At 70.6% G+C, this 22,566-nt stretch carries 21 protein-coding genes and 3 tRNA genes; 11 read left to right on the forward strand and 13 right to left on the reverse strand.

Annotated elements, in window-relative coordinates; translation table 11 throughout:
- Position 1 precedes the first annotated feature (1 nt).
- A tRNA-Val gene (locus tag Microterr_RS06725) sits at positions 2-75 on the reverse strand.
- A 157-nt stretch (positions 76-232) separates the two neighbouring features.
- Between Microterr_RS06725 and aceE the strand changes: the two genes are divergently transcribed.
- The 6 genes from aceE (at position 233) to Microterr_RS06755 (ending at position 7,792) form a co-directional block, all read left to right on the forward strand.
- Complete coding sequence (gene aceE / locus Microterr_RS06730; protein ID WP_263798746.1) at positions 233-2,962, forward strand: pyruvate dehydrogenase (acetyl-transferring), homodimeric type; 2,730 nt, start codon at positions 233-235, stop codon at positions 2,960-2,962.
- Positions 2,963-2,970: 8 nt separating this feature from the next.
- Positions 2,971-4,188: a PucR family transcriptional regulator gene (locus Microterr_RS06735; protein WP_263798745.1), complete on the forward strand. Its 1,218-nt coding sequence runs from the start codon at positions 2,971-2,973 to the stop codon at positions 4,186-4,188.
- Positions 4,189-4,270: 82 nt separating this feature from the next.
- A complete protein-coding gene (locus Microterr_RS06740) occupies positions 4,271-5,185 on the forward strand; it encodes an ACP S-malonyltransferase (protein ID WP_281974262.1) in 915 nt (304 codons plus the stop codon).
- Positions 5,182-6,183 (forward strand): beta-ketoacyl-ACP synthase III, encoded by a 1,002-nt coding sequence (locus Microterr_RS06745; protein ID WP_263798744.1) that lies wholly within the window; start codon positions 5,182-5,184, stop codon positions 6,181-6,183. The genes Microterr_RS06740 and Microterr_RS06745 overlap by 4 nt, the downstream gene beginning before the upstream one ends.
- 63 nt (positions 6,184-6,246) lie before the next feature.
- On the forward strand, positions 6,247-6,495 hold the full coding sequence (locus Microterr_RS06750) for an acyl carrier protein (protein ID WP_263798743.1): 249 nt from the start codon (positions 6,247-6,249) through the stop codon (positions 6,493-6,495).
- A 58-nt stretch (positions 6,496-6,553) separates the two neighbouring features.
- On the forward strand, positions 6,554-7,792 hold the full coding sequence (locus tag Microterr_RS06755; protein WP_263798742.1) for a beta-ketoacyl-[acyl-carrier-protein] synthase family protein: 1,239 nt from the start codon (positions 6,554-6,556) through the stop codon (positions 7,790-7,792).
- A 144-nt stretch (positions 7,793-7,936) separates the two neighbouring features.
- Here the strand turns inward: Microterr_RS06755 and Microterr_RS06760 are convergent, their stop codons facing one another.
- On the reverse strand, positions 7,937-8,440 hold the full coding sequence (locus tag Microterr_RS06760; RefSeq protein WP_263798741.1) for a DUF3145 domain-containing protein: 504 nt from the start codon (positions 8,438-8,440) through the stop codon (positions 7,937-7,939).
- Between the two features lie 164 nt (positions 8,441-8,604).
- Between Microterr_RS06760 and Microterr_RS06765 the strand changes: the two genes are divergently transcribed.
- A complete protein-coding gene (locus Microterr_RS06765) occupies positions 8,605-9,525 on the forward strand; it encodes an AEC family transporter (RefSeq protein ID WP_263798740.1) in 921 nt (306 codons plus the stop codon).
- Between the two features lie 49 nt (positions 9,526-9,574).
- Here the strand turns inward: Microterr_RS06765 and Microterr_RS06770 are convergent.
- Both Microterr_RS06770 and Microterr_RS06775 read right to left on the reverse strand, forming a co-directional pair.
- Positions 9,575-9,648 (reverse strand) — tRNA-Ile (locus Microterr_RS06770).
- Between the two features lie 25 nt (positions 9,649-9,673).
- Positions 9,674-10,753 (reverse strand): DMT family transporter, encoded by a 1,080-nt coding sequence (locus Microterr_RS06775; protein WP_404810193.1) that lies wholly within the window; start codon positions 10,751-10,753, stop codon positions 9,674-9,676.
- A gap of 42 nt (positions 10,754-10,795) precedes the next feature.
- Between Microterr_RS06775 and def the strand changes: the two genes are divergently transcribed.
- Positions 10,796-11,362, forward strand: a complete 567-nt coding sequence (def, locus tag Microterr_RS06780) for a peptide deformylase (RefSeq protein ID WP_263798739.1) — start codon at positions 10,796-10,798, stop codon at positions 11,360-11,362.
- A gap of 3 nt (positions 11,363-11,365) precedes the next feature.
- On the opposite strand, the gene Microterr_RS06785 is transcribed toward def, so the two are convergent.
- From Microterr_RS06785 to dusB, 6 genes are all read right to left on the reverse strand, one after another.
- Positions 11,366-12,604, reverse strand: coding sequence for a M15 family metallopeptidase (locus Microterr_RS06785; RefSeq protein ID WP_263798738.1), 1,239 nt, complete (start codon positions 12,602-12,604; stop codon positions 11,366-11,368).
- A 125-nt stretch (positions 12,605-12,729) separates the two neighbouring features.
- Positions 12,730-12,802 (reverse strand) — tRNA-Asn (locus Microterr_RS06790).
- Positions 12,803-12,866: 64 nt separating this feature from the next.
- Positions 12,867-13,655 (reverse strand): ATP-binding cassette domain-containing protein, encoded by a 789-nt coding sequence (locus Microterr_RS06795; RefSeq protein WP_263798737.1) that lies wholly within the window; start codon positions 13,653-13,655, stop codon positions 12,867-12,869.
- 38 nt (positions 13,656-13,693) lie between these two features.
- Positions 13,694-15,577, reverse strand: a complete 1,884-nt coding sequence (gene dnaG / locus Microterr_RS06800; RefSeq protein WP_263798736.1) for a DNA primase — start codon at positions 15,575-15,577, stop codon at positions 13,694-13,696.
- Positions 15,577-16,887 (reverse strand): deoxyguanosinetriphosphate triphosphohydrolase, encoded by a 1,311-nt coding sequence (locus tag Microterr_RS06805; protein ID WP_404810192.1) that lies wholly within the window; start codon positions 16,885-16,887, stop codon positions 15,577-15,579. Before Microterr_RS06805 ends, dnaG begins: the two co-directional genes overlap by 1 nt.
- Before the next feature lie 10 nt (positions 16,888-16,897).
- Positions 16,898-18,052 carry a tRNA dihydrouridine synthase DusB gene (gene dusB / locus Microterr_RS06810; RefSeq protein ID WP_263798734.1) on the reverse strand — a complete coding sequence of 385 codons (1,155 nt, stop codon included), beginning with the start codon at positions 18,050-18,052 and terminating at the stop codon, positions 16,898-16,900.
- 63 nt (positions 18,053-18,115) lie between these two features.
- Here dusB and Microterr_RS06815 point away from each other — a divergent pair, with 63 nt between their 5' ends.
- Entirely contained in the window at positions 18,116-18,619 is a 504-nt protein-coding gene (locus Microterr_RS06815) for a glutathione peroxidase (protein WP_263798733.1), read from the forward strand.
- On the opposite strand, the gene Microterr_RS06820 is transcribed toward Microterr_RS06815, so the two are convergent.
- From Microterr_RS06820 to recO, 3 genes are read right to left on the reverse strand one after another with little or no spacing between them, the layout of a single operon-like run.
- Positions 18,616-19,314 (reverse strand): DsbA family oxidoreductase, encoded by a 699-nt coding sequence (locus Microterr_RS06820; protein ID WP_263798732.1) that lies wholly within the window; start codon positions 19,312-19,314, stop codon positions 18,616-18,618. The two genes, Microterr_RS06815 and Microterr_RS06820, sit on opposite strands and share 4 nt — an antisense overlap.
- A gap of 43 nt (positions 19,315-19,357) precedes the next feature.
- Positions 19,358-20,170 (reverse strand): isoprenyl transferase, encoded by an 813-nt coding sequence (locus Microterr_RS06825; protein WP_263798731.1) that lies wholly within the window; start codon positions 20,168-20,170, stop codon positions 19,358-19,360.
- Positions 20,167-20,907 (reverse strand): DNA repair protein RecO, encoded by a 741-nt coding sequence (gene recO / locus Microterr_RS06830; RefSeq protein ID WP_263798730.1) that lies wholly within the window; start codon positions 20,905-20,907, stop codon positions 20,167-20,169. Before recO ends, Microterr_RS06825 begins: the two co-directional genes overlap by 4 nt.
- Positions 20,908-20,953: 46 nt before the next feature.
- Between recO and Microterr_RS06835 the strand changes: the two genes are divergently transcribed.
- Complete coding sequence (locus Microterr_RS06835; RefSeq protein WP_263798729.1) at positions 20,954-21,646, forward strand: trimeric intracellular cation channel family protein; 693 nt, start codon at positions 20,954-20,956, stop codon at positions 21,644-21,646.
- 111 nt (positions 21,647-21,757) lie between these two features.
- Positions 21,758-22,564, forward strand: coding sequence for an amino acid ABC transporter substrate-binding protein (locus Microterr_RS06840; RefSeq protein WP_263798728.1), 807 nt, complete (start codon positions 21,758-21,760; stop codon positions 22,562-22,564).
- Positions 22,565-22,566 lie beyond the last annotated feature (2 nt).

The following is a 22,566-nucleotide window of genomic DNA, read 5'->3' on the forward strand; positions in this document are numbered from 1 at the left end:
GTGGGCCCAGAGAGACTCGAACTCCCGACCCCCTCGGTGTAAACGAGGTGCTCTAACCAACTGAGCTATAGGCCCGCGGCTGCCAGTCTACGAGCCGGACGATGGTCGCGCGGCTCGCACCCCCGCCGGACTCGCTAGGCTGATCGGTGGTGTGTTGTGCGCGGCTGACAATGCCTGCACCGCATCTGTTGCGATTCCCTGGCACGATCTGCCAGACGACGAAAGGTCTCCCGTGACTGTTCACGATCAGGATCCGTACTCCCAGGGCCCGCTCGACAGCGATCCCGACGAGACCAGCGAGTGGCAGGAGTCCCTCCAGCAGCTCGTCGACGCCCGCGGTCCGGGCCGTGGCCGCGAGATCATGCTGAGCCTGCTGCAGAAGTCCCACGAGCTGCAGCTCAACGTGCCGCAGGTGCCGACCACCGACTACATCAACACCATCGCGCCGGAGAACGAGCCCGAGTTCCCCGGTGACGAGGAGCTCGAGCGCCGCTACCGCCGCTGGATCCGCTGGAACGCCGCCATCACCGTGCACCGCGCGCAGCGCCCCGGCATCGGCGTGGGCGGGCACATCTCGACGTACGCCTCCTCCGCCTCGCTCTACGAAGTGGGCTTCAACCATTTCTTCCGCGGCCTCGACCACCCGGGCGGCGGCGACCAGGTCTTCGTGCAGGGTCACGCCTCCCCCGGCATCTACGCCCGGTCCTTCCTCGAGGGTCGCCTGAGCACCGAGCAGCTCGACGGCTTCCGCCAGGAGAAGTCGAAGGCGCCGCACGGCCTGCCCTCGTACCCGCACCCGCGCCTCATGCCGGAGTACTGGCAGTTCCCGACGGTGTCGATGGGTCTCGGGCCGATCAACGCCATCTACCAGGCGATGACCAACAAGTACCTCACCAACCGCGGGATCAAGGATCTCTCCGACTCGCAGGTGTGGGCCTTCCTCGGCGACGGCGAGATGGACGAGATCGAGAGCCGCGGCCAGCTCCAGGTCGCCGCCAACGAGGGTCTGGACAACCTCAACTTCGTCATCAACTGCAACCTGCAGCGACTCGACGGCCCCGTCCGCGGCAACGGCAAGATCATCCAGGAGCTGGAGAGCTACTTCCGCGGCGCCGGGTGGAACGTCATCAAGGTGGTGTGGGGTCGCGGCTGGGACGAGCTGCTCGACGTCGACAAGGACGGCGCGCTCGTCCACCTCATGAACACGACGCCGGACGGCGATTTCCAGACCTACCGCGCGGAGGACGGCAAGTTCATCCGCGATCACTTCTTCGGCCGCGACGAGCGCACCGCGGAGATGGTCCGGGACTGGTCGGACGACGACATCTGGGGCAAGCTGCGCCGCGGCGGCCTCGACTACCAGAAGGTCTACGCGGCCTACAAGACGGCCGCCGAGCACAAGGGCCAGCCGACCGTCATCCTCGCGAAGACCATCAAGGGCTACGGCCTCGGCCACCACTTCGAGGGGCGCAACGCGACGCACCAGATGAAGAAGATGACCCTCGAGGACCTCAAGCACTTCCGCGACTCGATGCGCATCCCGATCACCGATGCGCAGCTCGAGGAGAACCCCTACCTCCCGCCGTACTACCACCCCGGGATGAACGACGACACGATCGAGTACATGGTCGAGCGGCGCCGCTCGCTCGGCGGCTTCCTGCCGGAGCGCCGCACGCACCACGTGCCGATCACCCTTCCGGACGACAGCGCGTACGCGCTGCCGAAGAAGGGCTCCGGCACGCAGGAGATCGCCACCACGATGGCGTTCGTCCGCCTGCTCAAGGACCTGCTCCGCGCCAAGGACTTCGGCCACCGCATCGTGCCGATCATCCCCGACGAGGCCCGCACGTTCGGCATCGACGCCTTCTTCCCGACGGCGAAGATCTACAACCCGAACGGCCAGAACTACACCTCTGTCGACCGCGAGCTGCTGCTGGCGTACAAGGAGAGCCCGCAGGGGCAGATCGTGCACGTCGGCATCAACGAGGCCGGCGCACTCGCCGCCTTCACCGGCGCGGGGACGTCGTACGCGACCCACGGCGAGCCGCTCATCCCGATCTACGTCTTCTACTCGATGTTCGGCTTCCAGCGCACGGGCGACGCCCAGTGGGCGGCGGGCGACCAGATGGCGCGTGGCTTCATCATCGGTGCGACCGCGGGCCGCACGACGCTGACCGGTGAGGGCCTGCAGCACGCGGACGGGCACTCGCACCTGCTGGCGGCGACCAACCCCGCGACCGTGTCCTACGACCCGGCCTACGGGTACGAGATCGCCCACATCGTCCGCTCCGGCCTGGAGCGCATGTACGGCGGCAACCACCCCGACCCCAACGTCATGTACTACATCACCGTGTACAACGAGCCGCTCGTGCAGCCGGCCGAGCCGGAGGGCGTCGATGTCGACGGCATCGTTCGCGGCATCCACCGCATCTCGACCGGCGAGGGCGACGGCCCCCGCGTGCAGCTGCTCGCCTCGGGCGTCGGCGTGCCGTGGGCGATCGAGGCGCAGCAGCTCCTGCGCGACGACTGGGGCGTCCAGGCGGACGTCTGGTCGGTGACCTCCTGGACCGAGCTGCGCCGCGACGGCCTCGCCGTCGACGAGCACAACTTCCTGCACCCGGGCGAGGAGCCGCGGACGGCCTACGTCACCGAGAAGCTGCGCGACAGCGCGGGTCCCGTGATCGCCGTGAGCGACTCCATGCAGGCGGTCCAGGACCAGATCCGTCCCTGGGTGCCGAACCGGTTCGCGACGCTCGGAGCCGACGGCTTCGGCTTCTCCGACACGCGCGCGGCCGCTCGCCGCTTCTTCAAGATCGACGGCCCCTCGGTCGTCGTCCGGGCGCTGCAGTCGCTGGCCGAGGAGGGTGTCGTCGACCGTGGGCTCGCCGCCCAGGCCATCGAGCGCTACCGCCTCCACGACGTGACTGCCGGCACCAGCGGCAACGCGGGCGGGGAGAGCTGACGGCCCCGATGACCGACCGCCCTGCCTCGACGGAGAAGGCCGAGACGCTCGCGTGGCTCAGGCGCATCTCCGGCGATCTCGCGACCGCCACGATCAAGCGTCTCGAAGACACGCTGCCGTGGTACGCCGACATGCCGCCCGCGCGGCGGTCGGCGGTCGGTCTGGTCGCGCAGGCGGGCATCACGGCGTTCATCCAGTGGTACGAAGACCCCACCTCGACGCCCTGGATCGCAGCTGACATCTTCGCGGCGGCCCCGCGTGAGCTGCTGCGCAGCGTCAGCCTCACCCAGACGCTCCAGCTGATCCGCGTGACGGTCAGCGTCACCGAGGAGCGCGTCGCCGGCAAGGGCGACGCGCTCCGCGAGGGCATCCTGCTGTACTCGCGGGACGTGGCCTTCGCCGCGGCCGACGTGTACGCCAGGGCGGCGGAGGCGCGCGGGCTGTGGGATGCGCGTCTCGAGGCGCTGGTCGTCGACTCGATCCTGACGGGCGAGGCCGACGAGGAGCTCCCCAGCCGCATCGCCGCGCTCGGCTGGCACGGTCACGGCGAGGTGTCCGTGCTCGTGGGGACCACTCCCCCGCAGTTCGACGTCGACCAGCTGCGCCGCACCGCCCGCAAGCTCGATGTCGACGTCCTCATCGGCGTGCAGGGATCCCGGCTCGTCCTCGTGATCGGCCGGGCCGAGATCCCGAACCGCGCCGAGGACGACGTCGAGCTGCCCTTCCCCGAGATCGCCCGCCGGCTCGAGCCCGGCTTCGGTCCGGGCTACCTGGTGCTCGGCCCCGCCGTCCCGGCGCTGATCGACGCCGGTCAGAGCGCTCGCGCGGCCCTCGCCGGGTTCGCCGTCGCCCGTGCGTGGCGTCACGCACCGCGTCCGGTCGAGGCCGACGATCTGCTGCCGGAGCGCGCGCTCGCGGGCGACCCCCTCGCGAAGCAGACGCTCGTGGAGCGGATCTACCGCCCCCTCCAGGCGCACAGCACCGACCTCGTCGCGACCCTGTGGAGCTACCTCGACAACGGCCGCTCGCTGGAGGCCACCGCCCGCGAGCTGTTCGTTCACCCGAACACCGTGCGGTACCGGCTGAAGCGGGTATCCGATGTGATCGGCTGGGATGCGACGGGACCCCGCGAGGCGCTGATCCTGCAGACGGCGCTCATCCTGGGCTCGATCGGGACGGACGCGACTCGTCGCCGCTCCGCTCAAGTGCGCCGCCCTACGGCGTGACTGTTCAGCAGGTACAAACCTTTCCGGCATTCTTGTGCCGAGTCCGCCAGAGGCCGCGGCCGATCCTTGACAGGATGGAACGGTGATGATCGCCGTCTTCCCCGGTCAGGGTTCGCAGACTCCCGGATTCCTGGTCCCCTGGCTCGAACTCGACGGCGCGCGCGAGCGTCTCGAGGCGTACTCCGAGTGGTCGGGCGTCGACCTCGTCGCCGCGGGCACCGAGTGGGACGCCGACCGCATCCGCGACACCCGGATCGCCCAGCCGCTCATCGTCGCAGCGAGTCTGCTGTCGTGGAACGCGTTGTCCGACCGCAGCGGCATCAGCGGCGTCGCGGGCCACTCCGTCGGCGAGTTCGCCGCCGCAGCGGCCGCCGGCATCCTGTCCGAAGAGGACGCGCTGCGCCTCGTCGGCATCCGCGGCCGTGCGATGGCCGAGGCTGCCGCTGCCGCACAGACCGGGATGAGCGCGGTGCTCGGCGGCGACGAGCAGGCGGTCGTCGATCGACTCGGCGAGCTCGACCTCACCCCCGCGAACTACAACGGCGGCGGCCAGCTGGTCGCTGCCGGCACGCTCGACGCCCTCGCACAGCTGGCGGCCGAGCCCGTGCCCGGCACACGCGTCATCCCGCTGCAGGTCGCCGGGGCGTTCCACACCCGCTTCATGGCGCCCGCGGTGCAGGAGCTCCGCGACGCGGCGGCGGGGACGGATGCTGCCGATCCGGCCGTGACGGTCTGGACGAACCGCGACGGCTCCGCCGTGGCCTCCGGCAGCGCCTTCGTCGATCTGCTGATCGAGCAGGTGTCCTCGCCCGTGCGCTGGGATCTCTGCATGGCCGCGTTCGCGGAGGCGGGCGTCTCCGGCCTGATCGAGCTGGCCCCAGCGGGTACGCTGACCGGACTGGCCAAGCGCGCGCTGCGCGGCACCCCGGCCGTGGCCGTCAAGACGCCGGCCGACCTCGCGGCCGCCGGCGCCCTCATCGCGGGAGAGAACGCATGACCCCCACCCTCACGCAGGCCACCGGGCCCGCGCATACCCGGATCTACGCCTACGGCGCGGCCCGAGGCGAGAACTTCGTCACCAACGACGACCTGGTCGGGCCGATCGACTCGAGCGATGAGTGGATCCGGCAGCGCACGGGCATCGTCACGCGCGTGCGCGCCGACCGCGGCACCACCGCCATCGATCTGGCCACCGACGCCGCCCGTGAGGCCGTCGAGCGCTCAGGCGTCGCCCCCGAGCAGATCGACGCGGTGATCGTCGCGACGATCTCCAACCCGAAGCAGACCCCCTCCGTCTCCGCCATCGTCGCCGACCGCATCGGGTCGAACCCGGCCGCGGCGTACGACCTGAACGCGGCGTGCGCCGGCTTCGCGTACGGCGTGGCGCAGGCCGACGCCCTCATCCGCGCCGGCGCCGCGACCTACGCCGTCGTCATCGGCACCGAGAAGCTGAGCGACATCGTCGACCCCACCGACCGCAGCATCTCCTTCCTCCTCGGCGACGGAGCCGGCGCGGTCGTCATCGGACCGAGCGACACGCCGGGCATCGGACCCACCGTGTGGGGATCGGACGGCTCGAAGGCCGAGGCCGTCGGTATGAACTTCACGCTCACCGAGTTCCGCGACGGACAGGCTCCGTGGCCGACGCTCCGCCAGGAGGGGCCGACCGTCTTCCGGTGGGCGGTATGGGAGATGGTGAAGGTCGCGCGGCAGGCGATCGACGCCGCCGGGATCACCGCATCCGATCTCGCCGCCTTCGTCCCCCATCAGGCCAACATGCGCATCATCGACGAATTCGCGAAGCAGCTGGGGCTGCCCGAGTCCGTGGTGATCGGCCGCGACATCGAGACGACCGGCAACACGTCCGCCGCGTCGATCCCCCTGGCCACGCACCGGCTGCTCGAGGAGCACCCCGAGCTGAGCGGCGGACTCGCCCTCCAGATCGGCTTCGGCGCGGGGCTCGTGTTCGGCGCCCAGGTCGTCGTGCTCCCCTGACCCCAGACCCCCGACCATAGACTGGACCCCGCCCGCGAGGGCATCCGAAGAACAGGAGAAACCATGGCATTCACCAGCGAAGAGGTCCTCGCCGGACTCGCTGAGCTCATCACCGACGAGACCGGCATCTCGGCCGACGAGGTCGCGCTCGAGAAGTCGTTCACCGACGACCTCGACATCGACTCGATCTCGATGATGACGATCGTCGTCAACGCCGAGGAGAAGTTCGGCGTGACCATCCCCGACGACGAGGTCAAGAACCTCAAGACCGTCGGCGACGCCGTCACCTTCATCACGTCCAACCAGGCGTAGCGACCATCCGGTGGGGGCATCACGCCCCCACCGGCACTCCCGGAGGTTCCAACCCGTTATGAGTACGCCCCGCATCGTCGTGACCGGGATCGGCGCATCGTCGCCGATCGGCGGAACCGCACCCGAGAGCTGGTCGGCACTGCTCGACGGCGCTTCGGGCGCCCGCACCCTCGAGCACGACTGGGTCGAGCAGTACAACCTGCCCGTCACCTTCGCCGCAGAGGCGCTGGTGCGCCCCGACACGATCCTCGAGCGACCCGTCGCCAAGCGCCTCGACCCGTCGTCGCAGTTCGCGCTCGTGGCCGCGCAGGAGGCCTGGCAGGATGCCGGTGCGCCAGAGGTCGACCCCGAGCGACTCGGTGTGGACTTCGCCACGGGCATCGGCGGCGTGTGGACACTGCTCGACGCCTGGGACACGCTGCGCGAGAAGGGCCCGCGGCGGGTTCTCCCGATGACGGTGCCGATGCTGATGCCGAACGCGGCCGCCGGCAACCTCTCCCTCCACTTCGGCGCCCGCGCGTTCGCGCGCACGGTCGCCAGCGCATGCGCCTCGAGCACCGAGTCGATCGTCAACGCCGTCGAGCACCTGCGCGCGGGGCTGGCCGACGTCGTCATCGCCGGTGGCACCGAGTCGGCGATCCACCCCATCACGATCGCGTCCTTCGCGTCGATGCAGGCCCTCTCGAAGCGCAACGACGACCCCGGGACCGCCTCGCGGCCCGGCAGCATCGACCGTGACGGCTTCGTCATGGGCGAGGGCGCGGCCGCGCTCATCCTCGAGACCGAGGAGCACGCCAGGGCCCGCGGCGCGAAGATCTACGCCGCCGTCGTGGGCGGCGGCGTCACCGCCGACTCGTACCACATCACCGCCAACGATCCCGAGGGCGTCGGCGCGGCACGTGCCGTGCGTCTGGCGCTGCAGATGGCGGACGCAGCCCCCGACGACATCACCCACGTCAACGCACACGCGACCTCGACCCCGGTCGGCGACCCCAACGAGTACCAGGCGCTGCGCGCGGTGTTCGGCGACCGGATCGACGAGATCCCGGTGTCGGCGACCAAGGCGTCGACCGGTCACCTGCTCGGCGGCACCGGCGCCCTGGAGGCGATCTTCACGATCCTCGCGATCCGCGACAGGGTCGCCCCGCCCACGATCAACATCACCACGCAGGACCCCGCCGTCCCGTTCCGGATCTCGGGCGAGGCCCAGCCGCTCGGCGACGGCCCGCAGCTGGCGATCAGCAACTCGTTCGGCTTCGGAGGGCACAACGCGGTCGCCGCGTTCGCCTCGGTCTAGTCCGCACGCACGTACGACGACGCCCCCGGTTCCCTTCGCAGGGACCGGGGGCGTCGTCGGGTCAGGCGGTGATTCGCGGTCTCGGCCTCCGGGATGCACTCTCCGATGGCCGGTAATGGCGCCTCGACCCGCCTGCGTCTGGGGTCATCCGACTTTGTGCAGCCAGACGACGGGGGCGTCGTCGCTCGCGTGGCGGAACGGCTCGAGCTCCTCGTCCCACGCGGCGCCGAGCGCCACGTCGAGCTCACGTGCCAGCTCGACGGCGTCGCCGGCCGCCACCTCCATCGCGTAGCGGATGCGGTCCTCGCCGATCACGACGTTGCCTGCCGCGTCGGTCTGCGCGTAGTGGATGCCGAGTCCGGGCGTGTGCAGCCAGCGGCCGCCGTCGCTGCGCGGCGTGGGGTCCTCGGTCACCTCGAACCGCAGGTGCTCCCAGCCGCGGATCGCCGTGGCCAGGGCTGCGCCGGTGCCGACGGTGCCGTCCCAGTAGAACTCCGCGCGGCGGCTGCCGGCGAGCACCGGCTGGTCTGCCCAGTCGAAGCTGACGGCCTTGCCGAGGGCGCGACCGACCGCCCACTCGAGGTGGGGGCACAACGCGCGTGGCGCCGAGTGGATGAACACCACTCCGCGCGCCTGAGGTGTCGCCATGATCTCTCCGTTTCGTCAGGTACGTCTTCCCCTACGACCTGACCGGATGATGCGGCGATGCTTCTTCGGTTGTGAGCCCCATTATGCCGGGTCGTGCTCCGGAATCACAACCGTGTGATTCCGGCGTGGCGCGCCCGGGGCGGCCGACTGGATAGCCTCGAAGGATGTGGCAGACGCTGACCGGATTCGCCGTCGTGGGACTGGCGATCGCGGTCGGCTATCTCATCGGTCGGATCGACCTGCTCGGCCCCCATGCACGTCACGTTCTCGGGCGCCTCGTCTTCTTCGTGCTGTCGCCGTTCCTGCTCTTCGTCGTCCTGGCTCAGGCCGACGTCCACACGCTCTTCTCCTCGCTCCTGCCCGTCTCGGCCATCGCTGCCGTCGGCGTCATGCTCGTGTACGTCGCCGTTGCGCGCCTCGCGTGGCGCCGGCCGGTCGGCGAGACGGTGATCGGGGCCCTCTCGGCCGGGCAGGTCAATTCGAACAACATCGGCATCCCGCTCTCGCTCTACCTCCTCGGCAGCGCCGCCTACCCGGCGCCCGTGATCCTCATGCAGCTGCTGGTCTTCACGCCGATCACGATGGCCATCCTGGATGCGGTCACCTCCGAGCACCGCTCGGCGAAGCGGATCGCGCTGCGCACCATCAGCAACCCGATCGTCGTCGGCTCTGTCCTCGGAACGCTCGTCTCCGTGCTCGAGATCGACCTGCCGCCGATCGTGCTCGATCCGCTGCAGCTGATCGCCAATGCGTGCGTGCCGATCCTGCTGATGAGCTACGGCATCTCGCTGCACGGGCAGCGCGTGCTCGCGCCCTCCGGCCGCCGGCGCGACATCCTGCTGGCCAGCGGCCTGAAGCTGATCGCGATGCCGCTGCTCGCCTGGGTCGTCGCGGAGTTCGTCTTCGGGCTGGACGCGGCGAGCGTGCTCATCGTGGTGGTCCTGGCGGCGCTGCCCACCGCGCAGAACGTCTTCAACTACTCGCAGCGGTACGACGTCGGCGAGAGCATCTCGCGCGACACCATCTTCATCACGACGATCGGCTGCATCCCCATCCTCGTGCTCACGACGGTGCTGCTGGGCTGACTCCGGCCGTGAATGCGGAACGGCCGCCCGAGGGCGACCGTTCCCGGCGTAGGGCGGGTGGGACTTGAACCCACGATCGTCGGGTTATGAGCCCGCTGCCTTGACCAGCTTGGCCACCGCCCCGTGCGTCTCCGAGCCTATCGGAGGGTCAGCGCGGGTCCTTGCGGTCGTGACGGTCCTCCCGGTCGTGCACGGGCGGATCGGGCCACACCTTCGAGACGGCCTCCGTGATCCGGATCGATCCGGTCTTGGGCGCGGCGCTGTCGCCGCTGCCGCGGGCGATCGGGAGCTCCTGGCTGTCGCTGACCACCTGCGGGTGGTGCCGCGCGAGCTGGAAGACGCCCCAGGACGCGATCGCGCCCGCGACGGCGAACCCGAAGTAGGCCCACATCGGCGCGTGCGCGGCCTCGCCCAGGACGATGAGGCCGATCAGGATCGCCACGATCGGGTCGATGACGGTGAGCCCGGCGATCACGAGGTCGGGAGGGCCGGACGAGTAGGCCGTCTGCACGAAGTACGCGCCGACGGCGCCCGCCGCGATGAGCGCGACGAGGCAGGTGACGGTCAGCCACTCGAAGTCGCCGGTCTGGAACCGGCTGATGACGACCTTCGCGAGCGTCGCGACGAAGCCGTACATGACCCCGGCGGCCGTGATGTAGAACAGGGCGCTGATCCGCTTGCGCAGCCACAGCCACAGCCCGGTGAAGACGATCATGACCAGCAGAAGCAGCAGCAGGATGGTGATCAGCTGCCCGTTGCTCACCGGCTCCTCGGTGGCGACGAGGGCCGCGATGGTCACGAAGATGAGGATGCCGCCGACGCACTGGGCGATGGCGGTGATGGACTTGCGGGTCGGCTTGTGCCCGCTGATGCGCGCGTTCAGAAGGGTCGTGACGACGAGCGCGAACGCGCCGATCGGCTGCACGACGATGAGCGGGGCGACGGAGAGCGCTCCGAGCTGGCAGACGATCGCGAGGGCCAGCATCACCGTGCCGGCGACCCATGACGGCCGGGTGAGGAGGCGGCGCACCTGCTGCCAGGTGAGCCCGGATCCGGCGTCGCTGCCGCTCAGCCGCTCGACCTTCGCCACCCCGCGATGCTGGTACTGCGCGCCGAACGACATGAACAGCGCGCCGAGCAGGGCCAGCGGGATGCCGGTCAGGAGGCCGGGGTTCTGGAAGGCGCCGATCAGCTGATCGCCCACATCCTCCACTGCACCCGGAATCACTCTTCGACGATAGCGGTCAGGCCGGCCCAGTAGGCTCAAGGCGTGGCTGTTCTCCCGATTCGCATCATGGGCGACCCCGTCCTGCACGCTCCCGCCGCCCCGGTGGGCGAGATCACGGCGGAGGTCCGCGAGCTCGTCGCCGACATGTTCGAGACGATGGATGCTGCGCCCGGCGTGGGGCTGGCAGCCCCGCAGGTCGGCGTCGCGCTGCGCATCTTCACCTACACGTATCAGGACGATGACGGCGCGCCGTGGCGCGGCGTCATCGTCAACCCCGAGCTGTGGATGCACCCGCTCGAACCGGGCTCCCCCGACCCCGACGACGAGTCGGAGGGCTGCCTGTCGTTCCCCGGCGAGCGGTTCCCCCTGCGTCGCTCGGAGCGCGTCAGGGTGACCGGGACCGACCTGGAGGGCGCTCCGGTCTCCATCGAGGTCGACGGGTGGCGCGCCCGCATCCTGCAGCACGAGTTCGACCACCTCGACGGCGTGCTGTACGTGGACCGCCTCGACGACGGCGACTGGAAGACGGTCCAGAAGATCGCCCGCAAGCGCGGCTGGGGCCGCCCGGGCGCCCAGTGGACGCCGGGCATCGACGACCTCGAGGGCTGAGCCCTACCGGTACGACGGCGCCGCCGGCGCGCCCAGGAACTGCTCGTAGGAGCGGAATCCGCCCTCGTGGTACTCCCGCGCGAGCGTCAGCCCGATGTACCGCAGGTGCCACGGCTCCGGCGTGTAGCCGGTCACGGCGGTCTGCCCCGCCTCGTAGCGGACGATGAATCCGTACCGCCAGGCGTTCGCGGCGACCCAGGCCGACTGGCCGGTGGCGCCGAATGCGGACATCGTCCCGCATCCGTTCGCACCGCACGCGACCACGTCGGCCGCGAGGCCGGTCTGATGCTCGCTGTAGCCCGGCCTGGCCGAGACCCGTTCCGCATAGGCCCGCCCGCGGCTGCGGACGTACCCCTCGAACACGGACGACTGGTACGCGTACGAGCGATAGGCGCTGACGAGCGAGAGCTCGCCGGCCTTCGCGGCGATCGCCCCGGCGAACAGCTTCTCCAGCGCGGTCGCGGCACCGCGGGAGAGCGCGTAGCCGCCGCCGCGCACGTTCGGTCGCATCAGATCGGCCGGGACGTACTGGAGGGGCGAGAGCGGATGCCGCTTGTTGACCAGCACCGACACCAGAGACGGGTCGGACGTCACGATGGCCGGGCGGACCGCGCGGGTGGCCGTGGCCGATCGCGTCGTGGTCACCGTGCCCGCGCGCGTCGCGGTCACGGTGAGCCCGATGCGGGCGCCCTGATCGGTCGTCCCGAGCCGATACGTGGATGCGGTGGCCCCTCGGATCGCGGCGCCGTCGCGGTCCCACTGATACGCGAGGGTCGCCGCCGGCCTCCACGGTGCGGTGGTGGCCTGCAGGACGCTGCCCACGGCTGCGGCGCCGGCGATCGTGGGCGTCGGGGCGACGCGGAACAGCGCGTCGACCGCGGCGGTCGGCGCGCTGGTCACGCGGAGGGTGTCTGTCCTGCGCGAGACCACGGTGACGGTGACGGTGATGCGCGCGCCGGCGTCGTCGGCGGCCAGCGTCAGGCGGGATCCGGATGCTCCGTCGATGCGCACGCCGTCGCGGTTCCAGCGGTAGCTGAGGGCGGCGTGCACCGGGACGGCTCTCACGAGAGCGATGAGGGTGCTCCCCACCGCCGGGTTGCCGCCGATGCGCGCCACCGGCTTCGTCGTCGACGCGACGGCCGCGACCTGGTCGGTGGCCGACGCGGCGTCGGGCGTCAGCATCCCGAGCGCCATGGCCAGAGCGAGCGCCAGGATCGCCGGCCGGACTGCTGCCTTCGTCATCCCTGCGCTCTCCTGGTCGGCCGTGTCCTGCGCTTGCCAGTGTAGGGGCCGCCGGAAATGACGAAGACCCGGGGTGGAAGCCCGGGCCTTCTGGTGAGAGCCGCGCAGATGACGCGGGATTCTCGCTCCCCGGCTTGGACTCGAACCAAGAACCTATCGGTTAACAGCCGATTGCTCTGCCAATTGAGCTACCGAGGATCAGCCGCCGCTCTCGCGACGACAACCTCTCCATATTAGCAAATGTCTGGACGGGTTCGTGACGTCAGGAGCCGACGAGACGTCGATCCGCCTCGCCGCCCGGCGTCCACAGCAGGTCGACGGTGCCGTGGCCGAACGCGATCGTGTGTCCTGCCCGCAGGACGAGGACGTCCGCGTCGAGTTCGCGCGCCACAGCCGCCTCGTTCGACACCAGCACCGCGGACATGCCGTACTCGTCCCGGCGCCGCACAATGGCGTCGCGCGCGGCCCGGCGCACTTCGATGTCCATGTTCGCGAACGGCTCGTCGGCGATCAGCAGGCGCGGCTGCAGGACGAGTGCCCTGGCCAGTGCCACGCGCTGCCGCATGCCCGCGCTGAGTTCATAGGGGTACTTGGGCGCGGCACCGAGCGGCAGGGCGACCTCGTCCAGGAGCGTGGCGACCCGAACGGCCAGCGCGCGCTGATTGACGCGCCGGTCGCGGCTCGTTATCGGCTCGGCGATGAGCTCCGAGACGGTCTGGCGGGCGGGGAGACGGGCACCGGCGGACTGCGGCAGGTAGCCGGTGAGGTACGTGAGCGCGCGGATGCGGCGTCCAGGGTGCCGCACGGCGATGCCCTCGACCTCCGCGTCTCCGCCGACGACGGTCAGACCGCTCTGCCTGGTGCCCGCCAGGATGGCGAGGAGGCTGGACTTGCCTGCTCCCGTCGGCCCCATCACCACGAGTGAGGCGCGGTGGGCGAGGTCGAACGAGACACCGTCGACGACGCGCACCGCTCCCCCGGCGTGCGAGGTCCGCTCGATGGAGAGATCACGGCACCGGATCGCGACATCAGCGTCTCGACGGTGAGGCATGTGCTCATCCTGCCCGGTCGCTCCCGGAGCCGCCACTGTCAGTCCAGCTCGGCGGCCACGATCTGCCGCTGCGCGTCCAGCTCTCGCAGGCGCATGCGGATCTCGCGGCCGTCGGCGGAGTCGGCGGCCACGCGCTGAATCGCGCCGAGCAGTTCGGACTTCTCGCGATCCAGCGCGCGCAGCAGCACACGCTGGGCGAGGGAGGCGGCGGAGACCACGGCGGCGTCGTCGCTCAGGGCGGGGAAGTCCGCGCTGAGGAGCTCGGCGCCCAGCGACCGGTACGGCTCACGGACGGCGTTGACCGCATCCACGCTCCATCCGGGCCGGTCACGATCGGGCACCGCGGCGATCGCCTGGCGGACCGCGTCGAGGGCCGGATAGCGGAACGGCAGCGCGAGCGCGCGGGCGAGCAGCCCCGCGTCGATGCGGTGGCCGAACTGCAGGATCCCCATCAGCGCATCCCGCTCGAGTGCGGCATCCGCGGTGCGGGGCAGCGTCGCGATCGTCACGCGGACGGCATCGGCCTCGGGCGCCGGATCGCCGTCGATGGGCGTGGCCGAGGGGGCTCCCGAGGGGGTCACACTCTGCGATTCCCGTCGCTGGGCGGCGCGTGCGGCGCGCTGGATCTCGCCGGACACCTCGCCGAGATCGAGTCCGAGGCGCCGGGCGAGCACGCGGGCGTAGCCCGGTCGCAGGGCGGGGTCGCGGATGTCGGCGATGATCGGCGCCGCCGCCCGCAGCGCGCCGGCGCGGCCCTCGACACTGGCCAGGTCGTATCCGGCGAGGCGCTGGTCGATCACGAACTCGAACATCGGGACCTTGGTGTCCATGAGGCCGCGGACGGCGCCGTCGCCGCGCTGCAGCCGCAGATCGCACGGGTCGAAGCCGTCAGGGGCGACCGCGACGTAGGTCTGCGCGGCGAACCGCTTCTCGTCGCCGAAGGCGCGCAGCGCGGCCTTCTGCCCTGCCGCATCCGGATCGAAGGTGAAGACCACCTCGCCCGCGGCCGAGTCGTCGCCCATGACGCGTCGCAGCACGGTGATGTGCTCCGAGCCGAAGGCCGTGCCGCAGGTCGCGATCGCCGTCGTGACGCCGGCCAGGTGGCAGGCCATCACGTCGGTGTACCCCTCGACCACCACGACGCGGTGCTCGCGCGAGATGTCGCGCTTGGCGAGGTCGAGCCCGTACAGCACCTGCGTCTTCTTGTAGAGCGAGGTCTCAGGGGTGTTCAGGTACTTGGGACCCTGGTCGTCCTCGTAGAGCCGCCGGGCGCCGAAGCCGATCACCTGGCTGGTGACGTCGCGGATCGGCCAGACCACGCGTCCGCGGAAGCGGTCGTATACGCCGCGCTGTCCCTGCGAGACCAGCCCGGCCGTCGTCAGCTCCTCATCGGAGAAGCCCTGCGCACGCAGGGCATCGCGCAGCGACGACCAGCCCTTCGGGGCGTACCCGACCCCGAAATGCGCCGCGGCGCCCGCGTCGAATCCGCGTTCGCCGAGGAAGCGGCGGCCGGCGTCAGCCTCCGCCGAGGAGAGCTGACCGCGGAAGTACTCGGCGGCCGCGGCGTTGGCCGCGTAGAGCCGCGCGCGCCCTGTCGTCTCCGGGGCGGCGCCGCCGTCCTCGTAGTGCAGCGTGAAGCCGATCCGGCCGGCCAGCCGCTCGACCGCCTCGGTGAACGAGACGTGGTCCATCTTGCGCAGGAAGGAGTAGACGTCGCCGGACTCGCCGCAGCCGAAGCAGTGGTAGAAGCCCACCTGGGGGCGCACGTGGAAGCTGGGGCTGCGCTCGTCATGGAACGGGCACAGGCCCTTCAGCGATCCGACGCCCGCGGACTTCAGCGCGACCCGCTCGCCGATGATGTCGCCGATGTTCGTGCGGGACTTGACCTCTTCGACGTCGGCCTGCGCGATGCGGCCGGCCATCAGGCGCCGCCCCCGCGGGCGCCGGGTGCCCAGATGCCGAGGGACGCCGCATCCACCTCGCCGACGAGCCGGCCGTGCCAGGCGATCGCGAGCTGATCGGTGAGGCTCGCGACCTGGTCGACGATGACGCGGCGCTGCGCGGTGTCGCCGACCGCGGCGGCGTAGTCCTCCGCGTGCAGGGCGTCGAGATGCTCCGGCCGGTCGGCCAGGGCTGTGGCGAGGCGCTTCAGCATGCGCCGCTGCTCCTTATAGAGCTCCTTGCGGCCGTCGATCGAGACGACGACCGCGCCGATGATGCCCTTCAGCACGGCCATCTCGGCTTCGACGACGCGCGGCACCACCACATGCGCACGATAGCGGGTGAGCACGGCGGCCGGGTACGCCTCGCGGGTCGCGGTCGTGGCCGCGCGCGCGAAGCGTCCGATCAGGTCGCTGGTGAGGTTCTTCAGGCGCGCCATCGCCGGCCGCGTGCCGTCGAACGCATCGAGCCACTCCGGCATGCGCATCAGCCGGTAGAGGGCGTCGGCGAGCTCGTCGCGGGCGAAGTCGAACCCGACCCACGACTGGATGGCGGTGAGGAGTCCGTCGTGCTCGGCCGGGTCGGCGAGGCGGGCCGGGTCGAGGTAGCCGTTGACCATGGCGTCCTCGAAGTCGTGCACCGAATAGGCGATGTCGTCGGAGAGGTCCATGACCTCGGCCTCGATGCAGCGCACCCGACCGGGTGCGCCCTCACGCAGCCAGCGGAAGACGGGCTCGTCGTCGGGGTAGACGCCGAACTTCAGGCGGCCACCGGGGTCGGGCAGCGGGTGATCCGCGGTCCACGGGTACTTGCACGCGGCGTCCAGGCTCGCCCTGGTCAGGTTCAGGCCGAAGCTGTGCCCGCCCTCGTCGAACACCTTGGGCTCGAGGCGCGCCAGGATGCGCAGCGTCTGCGCGTTGCCCTCGAACCCGCCGATGCCCTCCGCCCACTCGTTCAGGGCCCGTTCGCCGTTGTGGCCGAAGGGCGGGTGTCCGAGATCGTGGCTGAGGCACGCCGTGTCGACCACGTCGGGCGAGAGCTGCAGCGCGGTCGCCAGCTCGCGACCGACCTGGGCGACCTCGAGGGAGTGCGTCAAGCGGTTGCGGGCGAAGTCGGCGGGGCTCGCCGGGCTCAGCACCTGCGTCTTCGCCGCGAGCCGCCGCAGCGCCGCCGAATGCAGGACCCTGGCGCGGTCGCGCGCGAAGTCGTCGCGCTGCGAGCGGTGGCGTTCCGGGAAGAACCGCGCGGCATCGCGGTCGTCGTATCCCTCCGGCCGCGCCGCCGGAGCCACGGCCGACGGCTCAGCCGCCACTGTGGTCCAGCTCCGCCTCGGCCAGGGCGCAGGTGGCCTCTTCGGCCAGGTCGCGCGAATCGAGCCAGCCATCGGGCAGCGCGGGGCGCTTCGGGGTGCCCGCACGGCCCCGCTGCCCCTCGGCGGCCGCGCCGGGGTACGGCGCCGCGAGATCGAGGGTGGCCAGCAGATCGTCGATCTCGGCGAGGCTCGACACGGTCGCCAGGCGGGCGCGCGTGTCGCCGCCGACCGGATACCCCTTGAAGTACCAGGCCACATGCTTGCGGATGTCGCGGCAGCCACGGTCCTCGTCGTCGAAGAACTCGACCAGGAGCTCGGCGTGACGGCGGAACGCCCCCGCCACGAACCCGAGGTTCGCGTCGACGAGTCGGTGGTCGGCGCCGAACGCGGCGGCCAGCTCTCCGAACAGCCACGGCCGGCCGAGGCAGCCGCGTCCGACGACGACCCCATCGCAGCCGGTCTCGGCCATCATCCGGACGGCGTCGTCGGCCGACCAGATGTCGCCGTTGCCGAGGACGGGGATGCTGGTGACCGCCGCCTTCAGCGCGGCGATGGCCGACCAGTCGGCCTGACCGGAGTAGAACTCTGCGGCCGTGCGTGCGTGCAGCGCGACGGCGGCGACGCCCGCATCCTCCGCGATGCGGCCAGCATCGAGGAAGGTGAGATGGTCGGTGTCGATGCCCTTGCGCATCTTCACCGTGAGCGGGATGTCTCCGGCGGCGCGTGCGGCCCGCGTCACGATCTCGCGGAACAGGCCGAGCTTCCACGGGAGCGCGGCGCCGCCGCCCTTGCGGGTGACCTTGGGCACGGGGCAGCCGAAGTTCAGGTCGATGTGGTCGGCGCGGTCCTCGTCCACGAGCAGGCGGACGGCGCCCTCGACGGTCGCCGGGTCCACGCCGTACAGCTGGATGGAGCGCGGCGTCTCGGATTCGTGATGGGTGATCAGGCGCATCGTGGTCGCGTTGCGCTCGACGAGTGCGCGCGACGTGATCATCTCGCTGACGTACAGCCCCACGCCGTACTCGCGGCAGAGTCGGCGGAACGCGGTGTTCGTGATGCCCGCCATCGGCGCGAGCACCACAGGCGCGTCGAGCGCGATGGGCCCGATGCGCAGTGCGGGCGCGGGAAGGAGAGTGCTGGACATCCTGTCCATTCTCCCAGAAGAACCTGCGCCGAGCGTGTGCGCGGCGGGCATATCGTGGACGACATGGCAGATCAGCTGACGTCCGAGATCGTCGACATCCCTTTCGAGACCGCCGACGGCGTTCAGAAGACCCTCAACGACTTCGGCGACGGGGTGTTCCTGGTGGTGAATGTCGCGTCCAAGTGCGGCCTGACGCCGCAGTACGAACAGCTCGAGGAGCTGCAGCGCACCTACGGTGACCGTGGGCTCCAGGTGCTCGGCTTCCCCTGCAACCAGTTCATGGGCCAGGAGCCGGGCTCGATGGACGAGATCCTCGAGTACTGCTCGGTCACCTGGGGTGTCAGCTTCCCGATCGTCGACAAGGTGAGGGTCAACGGCTCGCACGCGGCGCCGCTGTACAAGGCGCTCAAGAAGGCGCGGAACGCCCAGGGCGCGAAGGGCCCGATCATGTGGAACTTCGAGAAGTTCGTGGTGACCCCGGACGGCGAGGTGCACCGGTTCCGCCCGCAGACGAAGCCCGACGATCCTGAGATCGTCGCGGTGATCGAGGCGAACCTCCCCCGCTAGGCGACGACCGAGTCCGCGTCCGCGGTCTCGGCCGCTTCCCCGCGCTCGCCCCACACCTGCCGCACGATCTGCGTGAACGCCTCTGCGGGCTGTGCGCCGCTGACGCCGTACTTCCCGTCGATGACGAAGAACGGGACTCCGCTGATGCCGTAGGCGCGGGCCTGCGCCTGATCGGCCCTGACGGCGTCGAGGTAGCGGCCGCTCTGCAGCGCCGCGCGCGCAGCATCCGCTTCCAGACCCGCGTCGGTCGCGAGCGAGACGAGCTCGTCCTCGCGACCGAGGTGCCTGCCCTCGGTGAAGTACCCCGACATGAGGCGCTCGGCGAGCTCGTGCTGGCGGCCGTGCTCCTTCGCGAAGTGCAGCAGCTCGTGGGCCTTCACGGTGTTCGTGTGCTTGAGCAGGTCGAAGCGGTACGCGAGTCCCGCCTCGGCGGCGACGCCGGTGACGCGCTCGAGCATCTGCTGCACCTGGTCCCGCGCCATGCCCTTGTGCTCGGCCAGGAAGTCGAGCTCATCGCCCTCGAAATCGACGGGTGTGTCCGGTGACAGTTCGAACGAGTGGTACGTGACCTCCACCTGCGGGGCGTCCTCGTCGCCGGCGACGGCAGCGAGTCCGTTCTCGAGATTGCGCTTGCCGATGTAGCACCACGGGCAGGCGATGTCGCTCCACACGTCGATCTTGATGGGGTGGGTCATACCGGGTGCAACGGCACGACCGTGGCGATGCATTCCCGACGGGCTATGAATCGGACTCGTCGGGCGTGTCGACGGCCCCGCCGAACCGCCGGTCGCGATCGAGGTAGATGCCGATCGCCCGCCACAGCTCGACCCGCGAGAAGTCCGGCCAGAGCGTGTCGAGGAAGACCATCTCGGCATATGCCGATTCCCAGAGCAGGAAGTTGGATGTGCGCTGCTCTCCGCTCGACCGGAGGAAGAGGTCGACGTCGGGCATGTCGGGCACGTAGAGGTGTCGGCGGATGAGCTTCTCGCTGACGGCGGAGGGCTTGAGCCGCCCTGCCGCGATCTGCTCGCCGATCGACCGCATCGCATCGACGAGCTCGACGCGCCCGCCGTAGTTGACGCACATCGTGAGGGTGAGCACGTCGTTGCCCGCGGTGAGCTGCTCGGCGTACTGCAGCTCCTTGATGACCGATCCCCACAGTCGAGGCTTGCGGCCGGCCCACCGGACGCGCACCCCCCACTCGTTGAGCTGGTCGCGGCGGCGGTGCAGCACGTCGCGGTTGTAGCCCATCAGGAAGCGCACCTCCTCGGGCGAGCGCGCCCAGTTCTCGGTCGAGAACGCGTACACCGAGAGGTGTCGCACGCCGGCCTGGATCGCGCCGGCAACGACGTCGAGCAGGACTTCCTCGCCCGCCTTGTGCCCTTCGATCCGGGTGAGCCCTCTCCGGTTCGCCCAGCGGCCGTTGCCGTCCATGACGATGGCCACGTGCTCCGGGACGCCTCGCTTCGGGAACTCCGGCGGGTACTGCCCCGTCCAGTCCAGGGGGCGATACGGCACGGCGTCGCGGTGCGTGTAGGGCTTGGGGGTCATCGGCGAGGCTCCTGCGGTGCGGCGACGTGCGCGAGCGAGCGGATGCCGCGCTCGAGGTGCCATTGCGTGTAGGCGGCGATCAGCCCGGATGCCGCCGCGGTCGACGCGTGGCCCGCGGCATCCACGGCGTCCCAGTCGCCCGCCATGAGCGACGTGAGCAGGCCGACCGTGCCGCGGTCGACGCGGGCGGCGCCCGTCGGCGCGCAGGCGCTGCACACCATGCCGCCCAGCTGGGCGACGAAGGAGTCATGCGGTCCCGGGGCACCGCACCGCGCGCACTCCTCGAGACCAGGGGCCCACCCCGACAGCGCCATGGCGCGCAGGAGATACGAATCCAGGATGCTGCGCGCCACGTGCTCGCCGCGGGCGAGGGCGCGCAGGCCGCCGACGAGCAGGAGATACTGCTGCGGTGTCGTCTCCGCCTCGTTCAGCCGATCGGCCGCCTCGACCATCGCGTTCGCGGCCGTGTACCGGTCGTAGTGCACCGCGATGTCGGCGCCGTACGAACCCAGCGACTCGGCCTGCTGGATGATGTCGAGGGACTTGCCCTGGTACAGGAGCACATCGGCGACCATGAACGGCTCCACCCGCGACCCGAACCGCGATGACGTGCGCCGCACGCCCTTCGCGACCGCGCGCAGCTTGCCGTGGCGGCGGCTGAGCATGGTGACGATGCGGTCGGCTTCACCCAGCTTGTGGGTGCGCAGGACCACGACCTCGTCGCGGTAGGTGGGCACACTCGATTATCGCGTCGAACGGCGACAATGAGGCGACAATGGATGCGTGGCCGAACCGCTCTTCGTGATCCCGCTGTGGGCAGACCTCGTCGCCGTCGGACTGGGCGGCGTGCAGGGGGCGCTCTTCGCGTCCGGGTTCACCGGCCAGCGCCGCCTGGATCTGCTCGGCGTGACGATCATCGGCACCGTCGTCGGCATGGGCGGCGGTCTGATCCGCGACCTGCTCCTGAACACCACCCTGACCACGCTGCAGAGCAACTGGTATCTGCTCACGGCGGTCATGGCGGCGCTCGTCGGGATGCTGCTGGCCGGGCTCTTCCAGCGGCTCAACCGTCTGATCGTCGGTCTCGACGCCCTCGTGATCGGACTGTTCGGCGCCTTCGGCACGAGCAAGGCCCTGGCGCTCGGGCTGCCGCTCGTGCCTGCCGTGTTCGTCGGCGTGTGCTCCGCCGTCGGCGGCGGCATCCTCCGCGACGTCATCATGGGGCTGCCGGTCGCGATCATGCACGTCGGCTCGCTGTATGCCGTCGCCGCTGCCGCCGGATCGCTGGTCCTCGCGGTCGCCCACGCGTTCGGCGTGCCGCTCCTGGCCGCGGCGATCGCCGGCGTCACGGTGACGACGGTCATCCGGTTGCTCGCCGTGATCTTCGACATCTCCCTGCCTGAGCAGCGCCGGCTCTATCGTCGCAAGGTCGCCGTGGAGACCTCGGCGATCCCGATCGTCACCGGGACGGAATGACCCGCAACCGGGGGTAATGCGATTCGGCGGGGCGAGGGTTTCGTGATGGACTCGAAGCTTGCCCGCACGCTCGTGCGAGCTGCACCGACCGCATCCCACGAGGAATCCTCCATGTCACGCCGCGCCGCACTCCGCGTCTCCGCCATCGCTCTCGCCTCCGTCTTCGCGCTCTCGGGCTGCAGCTCCACCGCCGCCCCCGAGTCCTCCGCCGCCGACGCCGGCTACGACCTCGTCGCCTCCGGCACCCTGACCGTCGCGACCGAGGGCACGTACCGCCCGTTCAGCTACCACGAGGACGGCACGGGCCCGCTCGTCGGGTACGACGTGGAGATCGCCGAGGCCGTCGCCGAGAAGCTCGGCCTCGAGGTGTCGTTCCAGGAGACCCAGTGGGACGCGATCTTCGCGGGCCTCGAAGGCGGACGGTTCGACGTCATCGCGAACCAGGTCTCGATCACGCCGGACCGCGAGGAGACCTACGCCTTCAGCGCGCCGTACGCGGTCTCCCCCGGGGTCATCGTCACGAAGGAGTCCGACGACTCGATCGCCTCCTTCGACGATCTGGCCGGCAAGACCACCGCGCAGTCGCTGACGAGCAACTGGTACGAGCTCGCGCAGGACTCCGGTGCGAAGGTCGAGGCCGTGGAGGGCTGGGCGCAGGCCGTCACCCTGCTCGACCAGGGGCGCGTCGACGCCACGATCAACGACAAGCTCACCTTCCTGGACTACCAGACGACCAACCCGGGCAGCGGACTGAAGATCGCCGCAGAGACCGAGGACTCGTCGCAGTCGGCCTTCGCCCTCGTGAAGGCGAACGGCGAGCTGGCCGACGCCATCACCGCCGCGCTCGAGGAGCTGCGCACGGAGGGCGTCCTCGCCGAGCTCGGTGAGAAGTACTTCGGTGCCGATGTCTCGCAGTAGCC

This window comes from Microbacterium terricola, assembly GCF_027943945.1.
In the GTDB taxonomy this organism is placed as follows: domain Bacteria; phylum Actinomycetota; class Actinomycetes; order Actinomycetales; family Microbacteriaceae; genus Microbacterium; species Microbacterium terricola.

Bases quoted from the DNA above. Each gene is read 5' to 3' on its own strand.
- Microterr_RS06750 (WP_263798743.1), top strand. From the start codon at position 6,247: ATGGCATTCACCAGCGAAGAGGTCCTCGCCGGACTCGCTGAGCTCATC.
- Microterr_RS06825 (WP_263798731.1), bottom strand. From the start codon at position 20,170: ATGACCCCCAAGCCCTACACGCACCGCGACGCCGTGCCGTATCGCCCC.
- Microterr_RS06785 (WP_263798738.1), bottom strand. From the start codon at position 12,604: ATGACGAAGGCAGCAGTCCGGCCGGCGATCCTGGCGCTCGCTCTGGCC.
- Microterr_RS06755 (WP_263798742.1), top strand. From the start codon at position 6,554: ATGAGTACGCCCCGCATCGTCGTGACCGGGATCGGCGCATCGTCGCCG.
- Microterr_RS06795 (WP_263798737.1), bottom strand. From the start codon at position 13,655: ATGCCTCACCGTCGAGACGCTGATGTCGCGATCCGGTGCCGTGATCTC.
- Microterr_RS06765 (WP_263798740.1), top strand. From the start codon at position 8,605: ATGTGGCAGACGCTGACCGGATTCGCCGTCGTGGGACTGGCGATCGCG.
- dnaG (WP_263798736.1), bottom strand. From the start codon at position 15,577: ATGGCCGGCCGCATCGCGCAGGCCGACGTCGAAGAGGTCAAGTCCCGC.
- Microterr_RS06760 (WP_263798741.1), bottom strand. From the start codon at position 8,440: ATGGCGACACCTCAGGCGCGCGGAGTGGTGTTCATCCACTCGGCGCCA.
- dusB (WP_263798734.1), bottom strand. From the start codon at position 18,052: ATGTCCAGCACTCTCCTTCCCGCGCCCGCACTGCGCATCGGGCCCATC.
- Microterr_RS06840 (WP_263798728.1), top strand. From the start codon at position 21,758: ATGTCACGCCGCGCCGCACTCCGCGTCTCCGCCATCGCTCTCGCCTCC.
- Microterr_RS06745 (WP_263798744.1), top strand. From the start codon at position 5,182: ATGACCCCCACCCTCACGCAGGCCACCGGGCCCGCGCATACCCGGATC.
- Microterr_RS06815 (WP_263798733.1), top strand. From the start codon at position 18,116: ATGGCAGATCAGCTGACGTCCGAGATCGTCGACATCCCTTTCGAGACC.
- Microterr_RS06820 (WP_263798732.1), bottom strand. From the start codon at position 19,314: ATGACCCACCCCATCAAGATCGACGTGTGGAGCGACATCGCCTGCCCG.
- Microterr_RS06735 (WP_263798745.1), top strand. From the start codon at position 2,971: ATGACCGACCGCCCTGCCTCGACGGAGAAGGCCGAGACGCTCGCGTGG.